General features: G+C 72.0%; 17 protein-coding genes. 10 read left to right on the top strand and 7 right to left on the bottom strand.

Annotated features, from left to right (window positions below; translation table 11 throughout):
• The first annotated feature begins 176 nt into the window (after positions 1-176).
• Positions 177-701: an orotate phosphoribosyltransferase gene (gene pyrE, locus N542_RS0111330; protein WP_231482607.1), complete on the top strand. Its 525-nt coding sequence runs from the start codon at positions 177-179 to the stop codon at positions 699-701.
• A gap of 9 nt (positions 702-710) precedes the next feature.
• Here pyrE and N542_RS0111335 read toward each other — a convergent pair whose 3' ends face one another.
• Positions 711-1445 carry a DedA family protein gene (locus tag N542_RS0111335; protein ID WP_036507348.1) on the bottom strand — a complete coding sequence of 245 codons (735 nt, stop codon included), beginning with the start codon at positions 1443-1445 and terminating at the stop codon, positions 711-713.
• 92 nt (positions 1446-1537) lie between these two features.
• Between N542_RS0111335 and N542_RS0111340 the strand changes: the two genes are divergently transcribed.
• The gene (locus tag N542_RS0111340; protein ID WP_028644013.1) at positions 1538-2173 is read left to right on the top strand and encodes a TrmH family RNA methyltransferase; all 636 of its coding nucleotides are present in this window, start codon (positions 1538-1540) and stop codon (positions 2171-2173) included.
• 14 nt (positions 2174-2187) lie between these two features.
• On the opposite strand, the gene N542_RS0111345 is transcribed toward N542_RS0111340, so the two are convergent.
• Positions 2188-2949, bottom strand: a complete 762-nt coding sequence (locus N542_RS0111345; protein ID WP_028644014.1) for a septum formation family protein — start codon at positions 2947-2949, stop codon at positions 2188-2190.
• Positions 2950-3124: 175 nt separating this feature from the next.
• Here N542_RS0111345 and fbaA point away from each other — a divergent pair, with 175 nt between their 5' ends.
• Positions 3125-4156 carry a class II fructose-bisphosphate aldolase gene (gene fbaA / locus N542_RS0111350; RefSeq protein WP_028644015.1) on the top strand — a complete coding sequence of 344 codons (1032 nt, stop codon included), beginning with the start codon at positions 3125-3127 and terminating at the stop codon, positions 4154-4156.
• A gap of 33 nt (positions 4157-4189) precedes the next feature.
• Here fbaA and N542_RS24510 read toward each other — a convergent pair whose 3' ends face one another.
• On the bottom strand, positions 4190-5704 hold the full coding sequence (locus tag N542_RS24510) for a DHA2 family efflux MFS transporter permease subunit (protein WP_051551668.1): 1515 nt from the start codon (positions 5702-5704) through the stop codon (positions 4190-4192).
• 31 nt (positions 5705-5735) lie between these two features.
• Between N542_RS24510 and N542_RS0111360 the strand changes: the two genes are divergently transcribed.
• On the top strand, positions 5736-6170 hold the full coding sequence (locus N542_RS0111360; protein WP_028644016.1) for a DUF3151 domain-containing protein: 435 nt from the start codon (positions 5736-5738) through the stop codon (positions 6168-6170).
• Between the two features lie 14 nt (positions 6171-6184).
• On the opposite strand, the gene lysS is transcribed toward N542_RS0111360, so the two are convergent.
• Complete coding sequence (gene lysS / locus N542_RS0111365) at positions 6185-7933, bottom strand: lysine--tRNA ligase (protein ID WP_028644017.1); 1749 nt, start codon at positions 7931-7933, stop codon at positions 6185-6187.
• A gap of 259 nt (positions 7934-8192) precedes the next feature.
• Here lysS and N542_RS0111370 point away from each other — a divergent pair, with 259 nt between their 5' ends.
• Entirely contained in the window at positions 8193-9185 is a 993-nt protein-coding gene (locus N542_RS0111370; RefSeq protein ID WP_028644018.1) for a helix-turn-helix transcriptional regulator, read from the top strand.
• A 34-nt stretch (positions 9186-9219) separates the two neighbouring features.
• On the opposite strand, the gene N542_RS0111375 is transcribed toward N542_RS0111370, so the two are convergent.
• A complete protein-coding gene (locus N542_RS0111375; RefSeq protein ID WP_028644019.1) occupies positions 9220-10131 on the bottom strand; it encodes a diacylglycerol/lipid kinase family protein in 912 nt (303 codons plus the stop codon).
• Between the two features lie 111 nt (positions 10132-10242).
• On the opposite strand from N542_RS0111375, the gene N542_RS0111380 reads away from it, so the two are divergent.
• The 3 genes from N542_RS0111380 to purB all read left to right on the top strand — a co-directional run bounded on the left by N542_RS0111380 (position 10243) and on the right by purB (position 14518).
• Positions 10243-11541, top strand: a complete 1299-nt coding sequence (locus N542_RS0111380; RefSeq protein WP_028644020.1) for an adenylosuccinate synthase — start codon at positions 10243-10245, stop codon at positions 11539-11541.
• A gap of 225 nt (positions 11542-11766) precedes the next feature.
• Positions 11767-13032 carry a phosphoribosylamine--glycine ligase gene (gene purD, locus N542_RS24515; RefSeq protein WP_036507353.1) on the top strand — a complete coding sequence of 422 codons (1266 nt, stop codon included), beginning with the start codon at positions 11767-11769 and terminating at the stop codon, positions 13030-13032.
• Positions 13033-13099: 67 nt separating this feature from the next.
• Complete coding sequence (purB, locus tag N542_RS0111395; protein WP_028644021.1) at positions 13100-14518, top strand: adenylosuccinate lyase; 1419 nt, start codon at positions 13100-13102, stop codon at positions 14516-14518.
• Here purB and N542_RS0111400 read toward each other — a convergent pair.
• Complete coding sequence (locus N542_RS0111400; RefSeq protein WP_028644022.1) at positions 14498-15949, bottom strand: MFS transporter; 1452 nt, start codon at positions 15947-15949, stop codon at positions 14498-14500. The genes purB and N542_RS0111400 overlap by 21 nt on opposite strands.
• A 36-nt stretch (positions 15950-15985) precedes the next feature.
• Positions 15986-16600: a hypothetical protein gene (locus tag N542_RS24520; protein ID WP_155992990.1), complete on the bottom strand. Its 615-nt coding sequence runs from the start codon at positions 16598-16600 to the stop codon at positions 15986-15988.
• Between the two features lie 58 nt (positions 16601-16658).
• Between N542_RS24520 and N542_RS0111410 the strand changes: the two genes are divergently transcribed.
• Together N542_RS0111410 and N542_RS0111415 are read left to right on the top strand one after the other, a co-directional pair.
• Positions 16659-17213: an antibiotic biosynthesis monooxygenase gene (locus N542_RS0111410; RefSeq protein WP_028644023.1), complete on the top strand. Its 555-nt coding sequence runs from the start codon at positions 16659-16661 to the stop codon at positions 17211-17213.
• Between the two features lie 52 nt (positions 17214-17265).
• On the top strand, positions 17266-18156 hold the full coding sequence (locus N542_RS0111415) for a hypothetical protein (RefSeq protein WP_028644024.1): 891 nt from the start codon (positions 17266-17268) through the stop codon (positions 18154-18156).
• Positions 18157-18285 lie beyond the last annotated feature (129 nt).

Here is an 18285-nt window from a genome sequence, read left to right on the forward strand (position 1 = left end):
TCGCGGGTGGGCTGCGGGGGTCTCGACGACGCTCAGGCGCCAGGGCGCCTTCGCTGCTCGACCACCGGATCGACGTCTTCGCTGCTCGACCACCGGATCGACGTCTTCGCTGCTCGACCACCGACGACGTCGTACGTCGGACGGCGTGCCGGAGCGGGGATCGATAGGCTGGCGTGGTGGACGAGACGCTGGCTGCTGACATCGATGCGATCTGCCGACTGAGCGGGGAGTTCACGCTCCGGTCGGGCACGGTGTCGTCGGAGTACTTCGACAAGTACCTCTTCGAGGCCGACCCGCGGCTGCTGTTGCGGGTGGCCACCCAGATGGTCGACCTGCTGCCGAGCGACACCGAGCTCCTCGGTGGTCTCGAGCTCGGAGGGGTCCCGATCGCGACCATGGTCAGCAGCCTGACCGGGACGCCGGCGCTCTTCGTGCGCAAGAAGGCCAAGGAGTACGGCACCTGCAAGCTGGCCGAGGGCCCCGAGGTCGAGGGTCGTCGCATCACGCTGGTCGAGGACGTCATCACGACCGGCGGCGCCGTACGCGACGCCACGAACGCCCTGCGCGAGCGCGGCGCGATCGTCGAGGTCGTGGTGTGCGCGATCGACCGGAGCCCGGCCGGGGAGAACCCGCTCGCGGACGTGGGTCTCGAGGTGCGCCCGGTGCTCACCAAGGCGCAGCTGGACTCAGCCCGCGGCTGACTACTCCGGCTACTCCGGGAGGTCGGGCACGGGTACGCCGTCGTCGGCCGCGTCGCGCTCCGCGTGCCGGTCATGACGGTGCTTGAACCACTCGAAGGCGAGCGGCACCACGGTGAACGCCAGGATCGCGAGCGTGACGTAGTCGATGTTGTCGCCGATGGCGGGGAACGCGGCGCCCAGGAAGTAGCCGAGCAGGGTGATCGACACGATCCAGAGGGCGGCGCCGACGGCGCTCCAGATGAAGAAGACCCGTCGCGACATCACGGTGACGCCGGCGACGACCGTGATGTAGGTCCGGACGAACGGCACGAACCGACCCAGCACCAGTGCCTTGCTGCCGTGCCGGTCGAAGAAGGCCCCCGTGTTCTCGAAGTACTTCTTCTTGAGCAGCCGCCCGTCGCGCTCGTAGAGAGGTGGCCCCAGCTTGCGGCCTATCTCGTAGCCGACGACGTTGCCCGCGAACGCCGCGATGGTCAGCAGCACGATGGCCAGCACCAGCTCGACGGGCTCGTTGTGGATCCCGAAGACGGAGTAGCCGGTGGAGTTGCTGCCCGCGATGAAGAGGCCCAGCGCGAAGAGCAGCGTGTCGCCCGGCAGGAAGGGGAAGAAGAGCCCGCACTCGATGAAGACGATGAGCAGGGCGATCCAGATGAAGGACGAGCCGTACTGCGTCTGGAGGTACTCCGGATCGAGCCACTTGATGCCCAGCAACATCGGCTCGATGTGCACGGTCGCCGGGATCATGGACACGTATACACGGTACCCGCCGTGTCCGCACGCCGCGCGACCGATCCCCTAACGTTCCCCAGGTGGACGAGCGCGCGCCGTACGACCCGATGCCCCACGGGCCCCCCGAGGTCGGGGTCGGGCCGTGGGTGGGTCCGCTCCCGGAGGGTCAGGAGTACGACGCGCAGCTGCTCGCCGAGGGCGATCGGCGCAACGTCGTCGACCGCTACCGGTACTGGACGATGGCGGCGATCGTCGCCGACCTCGACACCCGGCGGCACGACTTCCACGTCGCCATCGAGAACTGGCAGCACGACTTCAACATCGGCACCGTCGTCCGCTCGGCCAACGCGTTCCTGGCCGCCGAGGTCCACATCGTCGGCAACCGGCGGTGGAACCGGCGCGGGGCGATGGTCACCGACCGCTACCAGCACGTCCGGCACCACGCCGGCGTCGAGGACCTCGCGGCGTACCTCCACGAGCAGGGCGTCGCGCTGTACGGCGTCGACAACCTCCCCGGCTCGCTGCACCTCGAGACGACGAGCCTGCCGCGATCCGTCTGCTTCCTCTTCGGCCAGGAGGGACCCGGTCTCTCCGAGGCGGCTCGTGCGGCGTGCGACGCGACCTTCTCGATCGCGCAGTTCGGCTCGACCCGCTCCATCAACGCCTCAGCGGCCGCCGCGATCGCGATGCACGCGTGGGTCCGCGAGCACGCCGACCTGTCCGGCGACGCCTGGCGGGGCTGAGGCGTCCGGCTGGGTCAGTGCCGGGTCTTGGTCGAGCAGCCGATGATGAACTTCTTGGTCGAGACCCACGTGGTGAAGTACAGCCACTCCTCGGAGGAGACGTGGCGCGGGCAGGTGCGCTTCGCCGCGGCGAGCGCGCGCTTGTCGGTCAGCCTGCCGCGGATCGGCTTGGCGTACACCGCGCGCCACCGGTGCGGCCGGGAGCACGCGACGGTGGGGTAGCTGGTCCGCGCCGTCCGGGCGCAGTGGGCGATGCGCTTGGGGATCTTGCGGCCGATCTTCTTGGGCTGCCCGGACGGGATCGGCAGCAGGCGGGTCGACTCGGTGAGGGCCACCAGGCAGCTGAACCAGTGGGCGCCGGCGGCGACGTCCTCCTTCGACGGGGCGAACCAGTACTGGTCGTACAGCGTGAGCGCCCGCTTGCGGGGAGTGCCGAGGAGCTTGGTCGTCGCGGGGTCGCAGGTGCGGTTGATGGCGTTGACGAGAGCCGCGGGGAGCTGCTTGTCCCAGTCGAGCGTGGCCCAGTCGATGGAGGCCGGAGCCTTGCCGACGGCGGTGACGACCATCGTGTGCCGGTGCCCGCACGGCACCGTGGCCTCGTTCGTGTCGTGCGCGTACGCCTGCTTGTAGGTGAGGTCGTAGCAGGCGCGCACCGCGGGGGCCCCGGCGAGCGGGTCCGCCGGCGTGTCCTCGGCCGCTGCGGAGCCGAGGCTCAGCAGAGCGACGATCAGAGCGAGGACGGCGGTGATGCCGAGGGTGCGAGGAGCGAGGCGCATGGCTCTCCCGAGATGTGTGAGGGGCGTGGCGGCGCCCAAGGTATTCGGCTGGCGGGCTCCGTGCATGCGGAATGCGAGAACTGGTCACCTCGAGCCCCGGCCACCCTCCGGCGACCCGCGGGTAGCCACTAGGGTCGAAGGGAACCTTCGCCGCCAGTCCGAGGAGCGCAGTCAGATGCCGATCGTCACCCCCGAGAAGTACGCCGAGATGCTGGACACCGCCAAGGCGAACGCCTTCGCGTTCCCCGCGATCAACGTGTCCTCCTCGCAGACCCTGAACGCCGCGCTGAAGGGCTTCGCCGACGCGGGCTCCGACGGGATCATCCAGGTCTCGACCGGCGGTGCGGACTACCTCTCCGGGCCGAGCGTCAAGAACATGGTCGCCGGCTCGGTCGCCTTCGCGGCGTACGCCGCCGAGGTCGCCAAGAACTACCCGGTCAACATCGCGCTGCACACCGACCACTGTCCGAAGGACAAGCTCGACGGGTTCGTGCGCCCGCTGCTGGCGATCTCCGAGGAGCGGGTGTCGCGGGGTGAGGCGCCGCTCTTCCAGTCGCACATGTGGGACGGCTCTGCCGTGCCGCTGGACGAGAACCTGGTGATCGCCGAGGAGCTCCTCGACCACTGCATCAAGGCCAAGGTCATCCTCGAGATCGAGGTCGGCGTGGTCGGTGGCGAGGAGGACGGCGTGGAGGCCGAGATCAACGACAAGCTCTACTCCACCCCCGCCGACGCCATTGCGACCGCGAAGGCGCTGGGCTACGGCGACCGCGGCTACTACATGACCGCGCTGACCTTCGGCAACGTGCACGGCGTCTACAAGCCCGGTGGCGTCAAGCTTCGGCCGGAGGTGCTCAAGGAGGCCCAGGAGGCCGTCGTCGCCGAGTTCGGGCTCGAGCCCGGCGCGAAGCCCTTCCACCTGGTCTTCCACGGTGGGTCCGGGTCCTCGCCCGACGAGATCTCCGCCGCCGTCGACTACGGCGTGGTGAAGATGAACGTCGACACCGACACCCAGTACGCCTTCACCCGCCCGGTCGTCGCGCACATGCTCCAGAACTACGACGGCGTCCTGAAGGTCGACGGCGAGGTCGGCAACAAGAAGCTCTACGACCCGCGGGCGTGGGGCAAGGCCGCCGAGGGTGGCATGGCCGCCCGGGTGGTCGAGGCGTGCCAGAACCTGCGCTCCGCGGGCGCCTCGATCGGCTGAGGACGCGGCGACCGGCGCGTCGAGCACCGCTCCCTACGGGTGCTCGACCGCCTCGGCCGTCTCACTCGCCGGGGCCGCGGCGTAGCCGGCATGGCGGGGCTTCTCGAAGAAGAGCACCGCGATGAAGCCGAGCACGAACGCCGCCACCGGCAGCAGCACCGAGGTCGCCATCGCGTCGCTGAACGCCTGGGCCACGTCCGGCGGGAGCGAGCCGCCGGAGGCACCCTCGCCCTGGAACGCCGGCAACCCCTCCGCTGCCAGCCGGGAGTCGATCAGCACCGCGATCGCCGCCGCGCCCAGCACCGCACCCACCTGACGGGTGGCGTTGTAGACGCCCGACCCGGCGCCGGCGAGCTGCAGCGGCAGGTTGCGGGTGGCCGTGGCGCTGTTGGGCGCCCACACGAAGGCGTTGCCGACGCCGAACACGACCATCGGCGGCACCGTCCACCAGATCGAGGTGTCGGGGGTCATCACGAGCGAGAGCCACAGCAGGCCGACGAAGAGGCAGGCGAAGCCGAAGGCGGTAAGCACCCGAGGGTGGATGCGGTCGGTGAGCCCGCCGACCGTCTTGGCGAGCACGATCGTCATCAGGGCCATCGGCACCAGCAGGAGGGCCGCGCGCGTGGGGCTCAGCCCGCGGACCACCTGGGCCCAGATCATGATCGGGATGGCGAGCGCGGTGACCGAGAAGCCCATCACCGAGATCGCGACGTTGGCCAGGGAGAAGTTGCGGTCGCGGAAGAGCCCGAGCGGGACCAGCGGCTCCTGCTTGTTGCGCGCCTGCCAGAGCACGAACAGCCCGAGCACGACCAGCCCGCCGATGATCGTGGCCCAGATCCCGACGCTCCAGTCGTACTGGTGACCCTCCTGGATGCCGAAGACCACCAGGAACATGCCGATGCCGCTGAGCGCCACGCCGAGCCAGTCGAAGCGGTGCGAGTGGGTGGGCAGCCGCGGGACGAGGCGCAGCGCGAGCACGAAGCCGACGATCCCGACCGGGATGTTGATGAAGAAGATCCACTCCCAGCCCAGTCCGTCCACGAGCACGCCGCCGAGGATCGGGCCGACCAGGGTGGCGACACCGGCGGTGGCCCCCCACAGGGACATCGCGGCGCCGCGGCGCTCGGCCGGGAAGATCCGGGTGATGATGGCCATCGTCTGCGGGGTGATCATCGAGGCGCCGAGACCCTGGACCACCCGGGCCGCGATCAGCATCTCGATGGTGCCGGTCAGCCCGCACCACAGCGAGGCGAGGGTGAAGACCGTCAGCCCGACGAGGTAGACGTTCTTGGGACCGAACCGGTCGCCGAGCCGTCCGGTGATCAGCACCGGCACGGCGTACGCGAGCAGGTAGGCGCTGGTGACCCAGACGACGTTGTTGACGTCGGCGTCGAGGTCGTTGATGATCGCCGGCGTCGCGACGGACACGATGGTCGTGTCGACGAGGATCATGAAGAAGCCGATGCACAGCGCGAACAGCGCGGGCCAGGGCTCCTTGCCGCCGGTCGGGTCGGTCGTGGTGGGGGTCGCTGGCTGACTCACAGGCACCACTCAACACCCGACCATGGACAATCGTCCCATGAGCTCCTTCACAGGCAACGACCTGATGGCCGGCCCGCCCCCCACCCTGCTGCCCGAGGACCCGGCGTCGGCCGAGCTGGTGCCGGGCGCGGACGCGATGGACGTCGTACGCCGGCACCCGGAGTCGCCGGTCGCCTGGGCCACCCTCGCGACGCTCTCCGCCGAGGCCGAGGACGACGCCGTCACGATCTACGCCTACGCGCGGGTCGGCTACCACCGCAGCCTCGACATGCTGCGCCGCAACGGCTGGAAGGGCCACGGCCCGGTGCCGTGGGAGCACGAGCCCAACCGTGGCTTCCTGACCTGCCTGGCGCTGCTGGCCCTGGCGGCCCGCGCCATCGGCGAGGACGCGGAGTGGGAGCGGTGCTCGGAGTTCCTGCGTGACTCGAGCGCGAGTGCGTACGCCGAGCTCCTCGGCGACGACGACGAGTAGTCAGCCCGGCGGGCTCAGGCGGGCGGCGTCAGCAGCAGGCGGACCCGGTCGGCGCCCAGCGCGAGGAAGAGCGTCGGCAGCCGCGGACCGCGCTCGGCGTCCACGAGCAGGTGGTAGAGCAGCCGGAAGAAGGCCTTCTGGTCCTGCTTGACCTCGTCCGTGGGTGCGTCGTCGAGACCGAGCCCGCGAGCGAGCTTGGGCACGCCGTAGATCAGCGACGTCGTCGACTCCAGCTCCAGCTGGTCGGGGAGCCGGTCGAGCAGCTGGCGCAGCCAGAGCTCCTCGTCCTCGGACAGCGCGGCGAGCCGGGCGGCGTCCGGCGTCTCGCGGACCGTCGTCCGGTCCTCGACCGGCACGAAGTCCGACATCCACGTCATCGCCTTGCCCAGCCGCGGCTCCAGCTCGTCGACCGAGGCGTGCACGTGGCCGACGTCGCCGACGATGCGGCTGATCAGCTCGGCGCTGCCGGCGGTCACGTCGGCGACCGAGGAGAGCAGCTTGAAGGGGACCACGACCGCCGGGGTCGGCAGCACGCCGGCGGAGGTCGTCGAAGAGGCCCGCTCGAAGGCGAGCACCTGCGCGTCGCGCTTCTGCGGGTTGCCGGCCTTCTTGCCGAGCGCGTCCCACTCGTCGTACAGCCGGACGACCTCGGCGCCGAAGTCGACGTTGAACGCCTGCTTCGGTGCCCGCCGGACGTAGAGCCAGCGCAGGACCGGGGCCTCGAGGATCTGCAGCGCGTCGGCCGCGGTCGGCACGCCGCCGCGCGAGGACGACATCTTGACCTGGCCGCCGGCACCGACGAACGAGTAGCCGACGAAGGACGGCGCCCGGCCGCCGTACAGCTTCACCAGCTCCTTGCCGACGGTGTACGACGAGCCGGGGCTGGCGTGGTCGACGCCGCCGGGCTCGAAGTCGACGCCCTCGAACTCCCAGCGCATCGGCCAGTCGACCTTCCAGACCAGCTTGCCCTCGTTGTCGGTCGTCAGGTTGGTGACGCCGTCGTAGGAGCACGCCGTGCAGGTGTACGAGAGGTCGGTCGTGGTCTCGTCGTACGCCGTGATGATCGTCGTGTCGCGGCCGCAGTCGCGGCAGTAGGGCTTGAAGGGGAAGCGGGCGAGGTCGTCGGTCGCGCCGAGCCCGGTCAGCCCGGACTCGTCGTCGTTGGCGACGGAGTCGGCCAGCGCGGCCGCCTCCTCCTCGCTCTCCGGCGCCGCGGCGGCGGCCCCCTCGAGGTGCTTGGTGCGGTAGCGCGCCATCACCTGCTCGATCTCGTCGCGCCGGCGCACGGCGGTGAGGATCTGCTCGCGGTAGGTGCCGGCGCGGTAGAGCTCGGTCTGGGAGACCTCGACCATCTCGACGCCCAGCTCGCGCAGCGACGCGACCAGCGGCTCCTTGTAGTGCTCGGCCCACGACTCGTGGCAGCCCCACGGATCGGGCACGCCGGACAGCGGTCGCCCGATGTGCTCGGACCAGGAGGGGTCGACGCCGGCGGGCACCTTGCGGAACCGGTCGTAGTCGTCCCAGCTGTGCAGGTGGCGGGCCGGGATCCCGCGGCGCTTGATCTCCTCGGCCACGAAGTGCACCGTCAGGAACTCCCGCAGGTTGCCCAGGTGCACCGGGCCGGACGGGCTGGCGCCGGAGGCGCAGGTGATCACGTGGTCGCCGAGGTCATCGCCGTACCGCTGCTGCGCGTGCCGGATCGCGTCGTCGGCGGCGCGGGTGACCCAGTCGTGGGCCTCGCCGGCGGACTGGCCTCGTGCCATCAGTGCTGCTCCTGCGTGCTGGTGCGGTCGGGGACTCGGTCGCCAACGCTACCGGCACGCGACAGGGCCGGGGCCGCCGCCCAGTGGCGGCCCCGGCACTCTGACGCGCGTCCCGAGACGACCTCATCCCCCGATGTGGGTCGTTCGCGGCCTGGTCACGCCCCGAGAGACTCGCGGCCCCCGCGCACGTCATCGCAGTCAAGCACTGACCGGTCCCTGCCAGTGGGGTCGAAGTGGACGCTGGCACTAAGGTGCCACCATGCGAGGCGGCGTGCTGACCGAGCTCGGACACCCACCGGAGCTCGAGCTGGCCTACCAGCGGCTGCGGCCCCAGTCCGGGCGGCAGCTCGCCCGGGTGGCCGCCGCGATGCTGCGGACGCCGGAGGAGCTCCTCGACGACCTGGCCCCGCTCGTGGCCGTGGGCGCGGTGCGCGTCGTGGGCACCGACGTCGCGCACGCCGTGCTCGAGGTCGCCAGCCCGGTGGACGTGCTCCGCGGGGTGGTCGAGGCGCAGGCGGCGTACGCCGGGCGCGCGCGGGACCTGCTCGACGGCGTCGGCCGGGCGATCGAGGTCCTCGCCACCGAGCAGCGGCTGTCGGCCACCGGTCAGCCCGGTGAGAGGGAGTCGGTCCAGGGCGAGCTGTGGGTCGGCGGCGACGTCTTCGGGATGGTCCGGTCGATGCTGCTCGAGAGCAGCGGAGACCTGATGTGGCTCCGGCCGGACCAGTGGCGGGGGCCGCGCGAGGACCGGATGGTCGAGCTCGTCGCCGAGATCGTCGCGCGGGGCCGCCGGTCCCGGGCGATCTATCCGGTCCGGGCGCTGCACGACGCCCCGGACGTGATGCTGGCCAGGCTCGCGGCGGGCGAGGAGATCCGGGTGCTGCCCGACCTGCCGACCCGGCTGCTGGTGGTGGGGGACTCGCACGCGGTGGTGCCCGAGCCGCTCGGGCTCGCCGACCTGCCGCTCTCGGTCGTGCGCCAGCACGGCGTCGTGGCGGCGATGACGCTGTGGTTCGAGGAGCTGTGGGGCCGGGCCGCGGTCCCGGCGCTCGCCGAGGCCGAGCCCACGCTCGACCTGCGTCGGTTCCTGCTCCAGCAGCTCGCGGCCGGGGCGCACGACGAGCAGATCGCCCGCCAGCTGGGCATCAGCCTGCGGACCGTACGGCGGCGGGTGTCCGCGCTGATGACCGAGCTGGGCGCCGACTCGCGCTTCCAGGCGGGGGTCGAGGCGGCCCGACGCGGCTGGCTGTGAGCCGCCCGCCCGGGGAAGCCGGGCAGCGAGGCGGTCAGGGCAGGAGCAGGTGGTACGCCGCGGGCTCGAGCCGCCAGGTGCGCTGCCGCTCGGGGCCGTAGATCTCGCCGTCCGCGCTGCACCAGAAGGGCCCGCCCGACACCGACACCGTCGTGCCGCGCAGGTAGGTGACGTCGTCGCGCCGGTGGTGGCTGGCGGTGCCGATGCGGGCGGCGTACATCACCCGCGCGACCGGACCGGTCGAGCGCGACACCATCACGTCGAAGCGGCCGTCGCCCGGGTCGGCCTCGGGCGTCAGCTCCGCGCCGCCGCCGACGGACGTGCCGTTGCCGACGGCCGCCATCAGAATCGGCTCGTCGAGGTCGACCACGACCTCGCCGTCGACCTCCACCCGGACCCGGATGATCGGCGGGTTCCACGCCGTGAGCGCCGCTCCGATGGGGTAGCCGAGCTTGCCGAGGTTGACCTTGCCCACGCCGATCGAGCCGAGGCGCTCCTTCCAGCGGTGCCCGCGGCGGCTGGCGTTGGCGCCGGCGCCGACGTGGACGCTGTTGACGACGATCTCGCCGACCTCGTCGATGATCAGGTCCATCGGCCGGGGCGTCCCGTCGAGGATCACGTGGGCCGCCTCGGCCGGGTCCAGCGGGACCTCGGTGCCGCGGGCGAAGTCGTTGCCGGTGCCGAGCGGGATCAGCCCGACGACGGCGTCCTTGAGCTCCATGCGCCGGTGCAGGGCGGCGATCACCGCGTGCAGGCTGCCGTCACCGCCCGCGACCACGATGCGACGGGAGCCGGCCCGGTGCAGGACACCGTCGAGCTCACCCGGATTGGCGGTGGCGGCCACCTCGACCGACGTGTGCTCACGGAGCACGGAGAGCGCTGCTGCGAGTCGCTCCTCGTCCGAGGTGCCGGCACCCGAGTTGGCGATGACGAGGAGTGGATCCACGTCGCGGACACTAACCGACGACCTGGGAGGTCACTCCATCCTTTGGTAGCGTGAGGCCGCAAGAGCTCCGGTGCACTTGTGCCGGAGCTGTTTCTTTTCCAGAGGAGAACCATGCCGGCGATCGCCATCATCGGAGCCCAGTGGGGCGATGAGGGTAAGGGCAAAGCGACCGACCTCCTGGGCAGTCGGGTCGACTACGTCGTCAAGTTCAACGGCGGCAACAACGCCGGCCACACGGTCGTCATCGGCCAGCCGGACGGCACCAGCGAGAAGTACGCCCTGCACCTGCTGCCCAGCGGCATCCTCAGCGCCGGCGTGACCCCCGTGATCGGCAACGGCGTGGTCATCGACCTGGCCGTCCTCTTCGAGGAGCTCGACGCGCTGATCGCCCGCGGCGTCGACGTCAGCCTGCTCAAGGTGAGCGCCAACGCCCACGTGATCGCGGACTACAACCGCACCATCGACAAGATCACCGAGCGCTTCCTTGGCAGCCGCCGGATCGGCACCACCGGGCGCGGCATCGGCCCGACGTACGCCGACAAGATGAACCGGATCGGCATCCGGGTCCAGGACATCTTCGACGAGAAGATCCTGACCCAGAAGGTCGAGGGCGTCCTCGACCTCAAGAACCAGATCCTCACCAAGATCTACAACCGCCGCGCGGCCACCGTCGAGCAGACCGTCGAGGAGCTGCTCGCGTACGCCGAGCGGCTGCGCCCGATGGTCTGCGACACCGGGCTGCTGCTCAACCAGGCCCTCGACCGCGGCGAGACCGTGCTGCTCGAGGCCGGCCAGGCCACGCTGCTCGACGTCGACCACGGCACGTACCCCTTCGTCACCTCGTCCTCCGCGACCGCCGGTGGCGCCTGCACCGGCTCCGGCATCCCGCCGATGCGGCTCAACCAGGTGATCGGGATCGTCAAGGCCTACACGACGCGCGTCGGCGAGGGCCCGTTCCCGACCGAGCTCGAGGACGAGTTCGGCGAGCACCTGCGCTCCGTGGGCGCCGAGTTCGGCACCACCACCGGCCGTCCGCGGCGCTGCGGCTGGTACGACGCCGTCATCGCCCGCTACGCCGCGCGCGTCAACGGCGTCACCGACTTCGTGCTCACCAAGCTCGACGTCCTCACCGGCCTCGAGAAGGTCCCGGTCTGCGTGGCGTACGACGTCGACGGCGTCCGCCACGACGAGATGCCGGTCAACCAGTCGGACTTCCACCACGCCAAGCCGATCTACGAGTACCTCGACGGCTGGTCGGAGGACATCTCCGGCGCCCGCACCTTCGAGGACCTGCCGGCCGCCGCCCAGACCTACGTGACGACCGTCGAGGCGATGTCGGGAGCCCGGATCTCGGCCGTCGGCGTCGGTCCGTCGCGAGCGGCGACCGTCGTCATCCACGACCTGATCTGACGTGATCGACCCCGTCGTCGCGATCGACCGGCTGCGGGCCGCCTTCCGCGGGCCCGCGCAGCACCGTGTGCTCCACGCCGAGGGTCGCTTCTAGGGACCGAGGAGCTGCCCGACCCGGAGGCCGGCGGCATCGAGCTGTCGGACGACCCGATCCTGCGCTTCCGCCCGTCCGCCTACTCTGACTCGATCAGCCGGCGGGTCTGAGGGCCCTTAGGGTTGCGTCCCGTGAGGACTCTCGTGATCGGCACCGGCGGCCGCGAGCACGCGCTGGCCCGTGCGCTCTCGCTGGACCCCGCGGTGACCGAGGTCCACGCGGCCCCGGGCAACCCGGGCATCGCGGCCGTCGCCACCCTGCACGACGTCGACCCGATGTCGGGTCCGTCCGTCGCCGACCTGGCGGTGTCGCTCGGCGTCGACCTGGTCGTGGTGGGCCCCGAGGCGCCGCTGGTGGCGGGCGTGGCGGACGCGGTGCGCGAGCGCGGGATCGCCGTCTTCGGCCCCTCCCGGGCGGCCGCGCGGCTGGAGGGCTCCAAGGCGTTCGCCAACGGCGTGATGGAGGTGGCGGGCGTCCCCACCGCCGGCTCGCACACCTGCACCACCGCGGCCGAGGTGGCGGCCGCGCTCGACGACTTCGGGGCGCCGTACGTCGTCAAGGACGACGCGCTGGCGGCCGGCAAGGGTGTCGTGGTCACCCGGGACCGCGCCGAGGCGGTCGCGCACGCGGCGGCCTGCGACCGGGTCGTGATCGAGGAGTTCCTCGACGGGCCGGAGGTCTCGGTCTTCGCGATCTGCGACGGAGCCACGGCGTACGCCCTGCAGCCCGCCCAGGACTTCAAGCGGATCTTCGACGGCGGCCGCGGCCCGAACACCGGCGGGATGGGCTCCTACACGCCGTTGACCTGGGCGCAGCCCGACCTGTCCGAGGTCGTGCTCGAGCGCGTCGTGCGACCGACGCTGGCGGAGATGTCCGCGCGCGGCATCCCCTTCGTCGGGTGCCTGTACGTCGGCCTCGCGCTGACCGCGTCCGGGCCTCGCGTCATCGAGTTCAACGTCCGCTTCGGCGACCCCGACATCCAGCCGGTCCTGGCCGTGCTCGACTCCCCGCTGGGCGAGCTGCTGCTCGCGGCGGCGCAGGGTCGGCTCGCCGAGGTGCCGGCGCCGGTCTTCCGCGACGCGGCCGCGGTCACGGTCGTCCTCGCCTCGGCCGGCTACCCCGAGTCGTCGTCGAAGGGCGACGTCATCACCGGGGCCGACCTCGCCGGCGCTCGTGAGGGCGTCGACGTCATCCACGCCGGCACGGCCCTCGCCGACGGCGACCTCGTCACGGCCGGCGGGCGCGTGCTCGCCGTCCGGGCGCTCGGCACCGACGTCGCCGATGCCCGCGCCACGGCGTACGCCGCCGCCGACCTGGTCAGCTTCCCGGGCCTGCAGCGGCGGGAGGACATCGCGTCCGAGCCGCTCGGCGTGGTCGAGGGTGCCTCCCTCCGCTGACAGTGGCGACCCAGCGTGTGCTCGGGTGCCCCGGGGTGGTCGGCGTCGCCGTGGGAGGATCGGGCACGTGACCGTGCCGAACATCCTCGCGACCCGCTACGCCTCCGCCGAGCTGGCCCTGATCTGGTCCCCGGAGCACAAGATCGTGCTCGAGCGGCAGCTGTGGATCGCGGTGCTCGAGGCGCAGCGCGACCTGGGCATCGACGTGCCGGACGGCGTGATCGAGGCCTATCGCGACGTCGTGGACACGGTGGACCTCGAGTCGATCGCCGCGCGCGAGCGGGTCACCCGTCACGACGTGAAGGCACGGATCGAGGAGTTCTCGGCGCTCGCCGGTCACGAGCACATCCACAAGGGCATGACGTCGCGTGACCTCACCGAGAACGTCGAGCAGCTGCAGGTCAAGCAGTCGCTCGCGCTGGTGCGGGACCGGGCCGTCGCCGCCCTGGCCCGGCTCGGTCGTCTCGCCGCCGAGCACGAGGCCACCGTGATGGCCGGGCGCTCCCACAACGTCGCCGCGCAGGCGACCACCCTCGGCAAGCGGTTCGCCACGATCGCCGACGAGATGCTGATCGGCCTCGACCGGGTCGAGAGCCTGCTGGCCCGCTACCCGCTGCGCGGCATCAAGGGCCCGATGGGCACCGCCCAGGACATGCTCGACCTGCTCGACGGCGACGCCACCAGGCTGCAGCAGCTGGAGGAGCGGGTCGCGGTCCACCTGGGCTTCGACCGCGTCCTGACCAGCGTCGGCCAGGTCTACCCGCGCTCGCTCGACTTCGACGTCGTGTCGTCGCTCGTGCAGCTGGTCGCCGGCCCGTCCAACCTCGCGACCACCATCCGGCTGATGGCCGGCAACGAGCTGGTCACCGAGGGCTTCAAGGAGGGCCAGGTCGGCTCGTCGGCGATGCCGCACAAGATGAACAGCCGGTCCGCCGAGCGGGTCAACGGCCTCTCGGTCGTGCTCCGCGGCCACCTGTCGATGATCGGCGAGCTCGCGGGCGACCAGTGGAACGAGGGCGACGTCTCCGACTCCGTCGTACGACGGGTCGCGCTGCCCGACGCGTTCTTCGCCGCCGACGGCCTGTTCGAGACCTTCCTGACGGTGCTCGACGAGTTCGGGGCGTTCCCCGCGGTGATCCAGCGCGAGCTCGACCGCTACCTGCCGTTCCTGTCCACCACCAAGGTCCTGATGGCGGCCGTGCGCAACGGCGTCGGCCGCGAGGCCGCGCACGAGGCGATCAAGGAGGCGGCGGTCGGCACCGCCCTCGACATGCGCCAGGGTCAGGCGGACAACGACGTCTTCGCCCGGCTCGCCGCCGACGCGCGCCTCGGCCTCACCGAGGCCCAGCTCGCGTCGCTCGTCGCCGAGCCGATCACCTTCACCGGCGCGGCCGTCGACCAGGTCCAGCTCGTCGTGCGCCGGGTCGCCGAGGTGACGGCGCGCCACCCCGAGGCCGCGGCGTACTCACCCGGCGGCATCCTCTAGGGACCGGGCCTGGCGCAGCGAGCGGATCGCCATCAGCAGCGCGAGCCCGACCAGCGCGGCGCCGGTGAGCAGGGCGGCCCGCAGCCCGGCGTCCGCTGAGCCGTCGGCGGCGAGCTGGTAGACGGTGACCAGCACGGCGGCGCCGATCGAGGCGCCGATCCGCTGGCCCGTCTGCAGCGCGCCGCCGGCCGCTCCGCCCATCCGCGGCGGGACCTCCGCGAGGGTGAGCGTCATGTTGGGGGAGACGACCGCGCCGGCACCGAGGCCCGCCACCAGGAGCGTCGGCACCAGCCAGGGCCACACCGGGTCCTGGCCGGGCACGAGCAGCGCGACCAGGATGACGCCGGCGATCATCGTCGCCAGCGCGGCGACCGTCAGCTTCCGACCGAGCTCCGTGACCACCCGTCCGGCCAGTGGGGCACTGACCGACGAGCCGGCCGCGAACGGCACCATCAGCAGACCCGCCTGCAGCGGCGACATCCCGAGGCCCTCCTGCAGGTAGAGCGAGGTCACCAGCAGCACCCCGGTGAAGCCCGTGAAGTAGAGCGCCCCGACGGCCAGCCCGTTGATGTAGCCCGGCAGTGCGCGCAGCAGGGCGAGGTCGAGCAGCGGCGGGTGCCCGTGGGCGGCCGTACGGCGCTCCCACGCCACGAAGCCCCAGCCGAAGAGCGGGACCCCGACGAGCAGCACCAGCGGCAGCCGGTCCCCGCCCTCGACCCGCACGACCGGGTAGAGCAGGCACAGCACGGTGGCGCCGAGGAGCAGGGCGCCGGGGACGTCGATCCGGTTGTCGCTCGGCCCGGTGCTCGGTCGGCGCCGCGGGACCATGACCATCACGGCGACCATCGCGGCGAGCCCGATCGGCACGTTGACGAGGAAGAGCCACCGCCAGCCCTCGTCCTCACCGGCGGCGGCGATGATCAGCCCGCCCAGGACCGGACCGATCGCCGACGAGACCGAGACCGTGAGCCCGAAGATGCCGAAGGCGCGACCGCGCTCGGGACCGCGGAAGAGCTGCTGGATCAGTCCGGAGTTCTGCGGCGTGAGCAGGCCGGCGCTGGCGCCCTGGGCGAGCCGGGCCAGGACGACGAGCGCGGCGTTCGGCGCCAACCCGACGGCCGCGCTCGAGAGGATGAAGAGCGCCAGCCCGATCAGCATCAGCCGGCGTCGGCCGTAGGCGTCGCCGAGTCGACCGCCCGCGACCAGCGTCAGTCCGAAGGCCAGCGCGTAGCCCGAGACGACCCACTGGATGGTGCCGGCGGAGGTGTGCAGGCCCTCGCGCATCGACGGGATCGCGACGTTGACGATCGAGACGTCGAGCAGCGCCATGAAGCCGATGACCAGCGAGACGCCGAGGATCCGCCAGCGGCGCGGATCGGGCGCGTACTCGGGCTCGTCGACGCACGGGGTGTCGACGACGTGTTCGCTCACCTGCCCACCGTTCCCGACGAGGCCTGGATGCAATCGTCAGGCGCGGGCGTGGCCGCCCCAGTTGGCCAGCTTGGTGGCGACGGTGTGCAGGTCGGCCCGGCGTACGGCGTCGTCCACCGGCGGCAGGATGTCGTCCCACTCCACGGCGTACGAGCCCTTGATCTGGGCGAAGCCCGCGGGGCGCGCGAAGAACCAGACGTGGAAGTGCTCGGCACCGTCGCCCCACCGGTTGACGTGCAGTCGGCCGATCCCGGGCAGGCCCTGGATGATCCGGACCAGCCGGTTGGAGATCCGGCCGAACTCGGAGGCCAGGTCGTCGTCGATCTCGCCGGCGTCCTCGTGCTCGCGGGTGTGCAGCACCAGGACCAAGGGCAGGCCGCTGGGCTCGAGCGCGGCGGTGAGCACCCAGTGCTCGTCCTCCCAGACGATGGTGTCGGGGTCGAACCCGGCGCAGGAGGAGCACGGCTCGCCGCCCTGCTCCCCGGCACGGGGGGCCTCGACGCCGGGTGCGGCCAGCGCCTTCGGCGCGATCGCCCCGCCGACGACCTCCCAGGGGAAGATCTCCCACTCGGTCATCGCGGGGGCTGAGAGGTGTCCGTCGATGGCAGCGGCGACGGCGCGGGCGTGGATCTCGGCTGCAGGCTCCGGCATGGCCTCATGCTGCCAGCCCGACTTGCGCTGCCTGCGGGCACCCCCGGACGATCGCACCATGACCAGCCCCGTCACCGTCTCGATCACCCGGACCGTCAGCCCCGGCCACCACGACGAGATGGTGGCGTGGATCCGGGCCGGGTCGGCCCTGGCTGCTCGGTTCGAGGGGTTCCTCGGCTCGGGTTGGGTCCGCCCGGCGACGGACTCGGAGGAGTGGCACATGCTCTACCGCTTCGCCGACGACACGTCGCTGGCCACGTGGGAGGCGAGCCCGCAGCGGGAGTGGTGGCTCGGCGCCGCGCAGGGTCTGGTCGGTGAGTCCAGCATCGAGCGGCGCACCGGCATCGAGGGCTGGTTCGACCCGCCGGCGACGTACGACGTCGAGGACCTCCGCCCGCCGGCGCCGGCGCCGCCGCGGTGGAAGCAGGCGACGGTGATCTTCCTGGTCTTCTACCCCCTCAGCGTGCTGGCCAACTGGATCGCCGGCCACCTCATCGCGGATTGGGCGCTGCCGCTGCGGGTGCTCGCGGTCGTGCTCGTGATGACGCCGGTGATGACGTACCTCGCGCTGCCGTGGGTGACCAAGCGGATGGAGTGGTGGCTGCGGCGGTAGCGCCGCCGACGATCCTCGATAGTCGACTCGTTCGGTCGACTACGCTGGGGGCATGACCGTCGACGTGCTGCCGCTCCCGACGCCCGACGACACCGTCGAGATCGTCGTCCCCGCGCCCGGCGAGGGCCCGGGCAACTGGGCCGGCGCGGCGAGCGTGGTGCTGGTCGACGGCACCTTCTGGCTCACCTACCGCGTCCGCCGCCCGCTCTCCGAGGGTCGCGGCGTCTCGGTCGTCGTGTCGAGGTCGGAGGACGGCGTCTCCTTCGAGGAGGTCGCGGTCGTCCGACGTGAGGCGTTCGGCTGCGAGTCCTTCGAGCGCCCGGTGCTGGTGCCGGTGCCCGGGCTGGGCTGGCGGCTCTACCTGTCGTGCGCGACCCCGGACTCCAAGCACTGGTGGGTCGACAGCCTCACCGCCGCGACGCCGGCGGAGCTGCCGGCCGGCGAGCGGCGGGTGGTGCTGCCCGGCGACGACCGCGTCGCGGTCAAGGACCCGGTCGTCGAGCACACCCCCGACGGCTGGCGGATGTGGCTCTGCTGCCACCCGCTGACCGAGCCCGGCCACGAGGACCGGATGACCACGCGGCTGCTCACCAGCCCCGACGGCCTCGAGTGGGCCGACCGAGGTGAGGTGCTCGCCGGCCGCCCGGGTCACTGGGACGCCCGCGGCGCCCGGGTGACCGCGGTGATCGGCGCCGACCCGCTCACGGTCCTCTACGACGGCCGGGCCGACGCGGCCTCCAACTGGTACGAGACGACCGGGGTCGCGCGCTGGGACGGTGAGCGGCTCGTGCCCGACGACGGCCAGGGTCCGATCGCGTCACCGCACTCCGACGGTGCCTGGCGCTACGCCTCCGCGGTCCCGCTCCCGGACGGCACCACCCGCTTCTACGTCGAGGCCGCCCGCCCCGACGGCGCCCACGACCTGGTCACCCTCGTCCGCTGACCCCCGCTGGTTGAGGTGCAAGGCCGCCAGGCCTGAGCCTCGAAACCCCCGCAGCGTGCGCAGGGCGTCGTTCGCGTGGGTCGCCGCCGCGGGCGGGTTGCGGGGGTCTCGACGACGCTCAGGCGCCAG

The organism is Nocardioides sp. URHA0020 (genome assembly GCF_000620705.1).
GTDB lineage: Bacteria > Actinomycetota > Actinomycetes > Propionibacteriales > Nocardioidaceae > Nocardioides.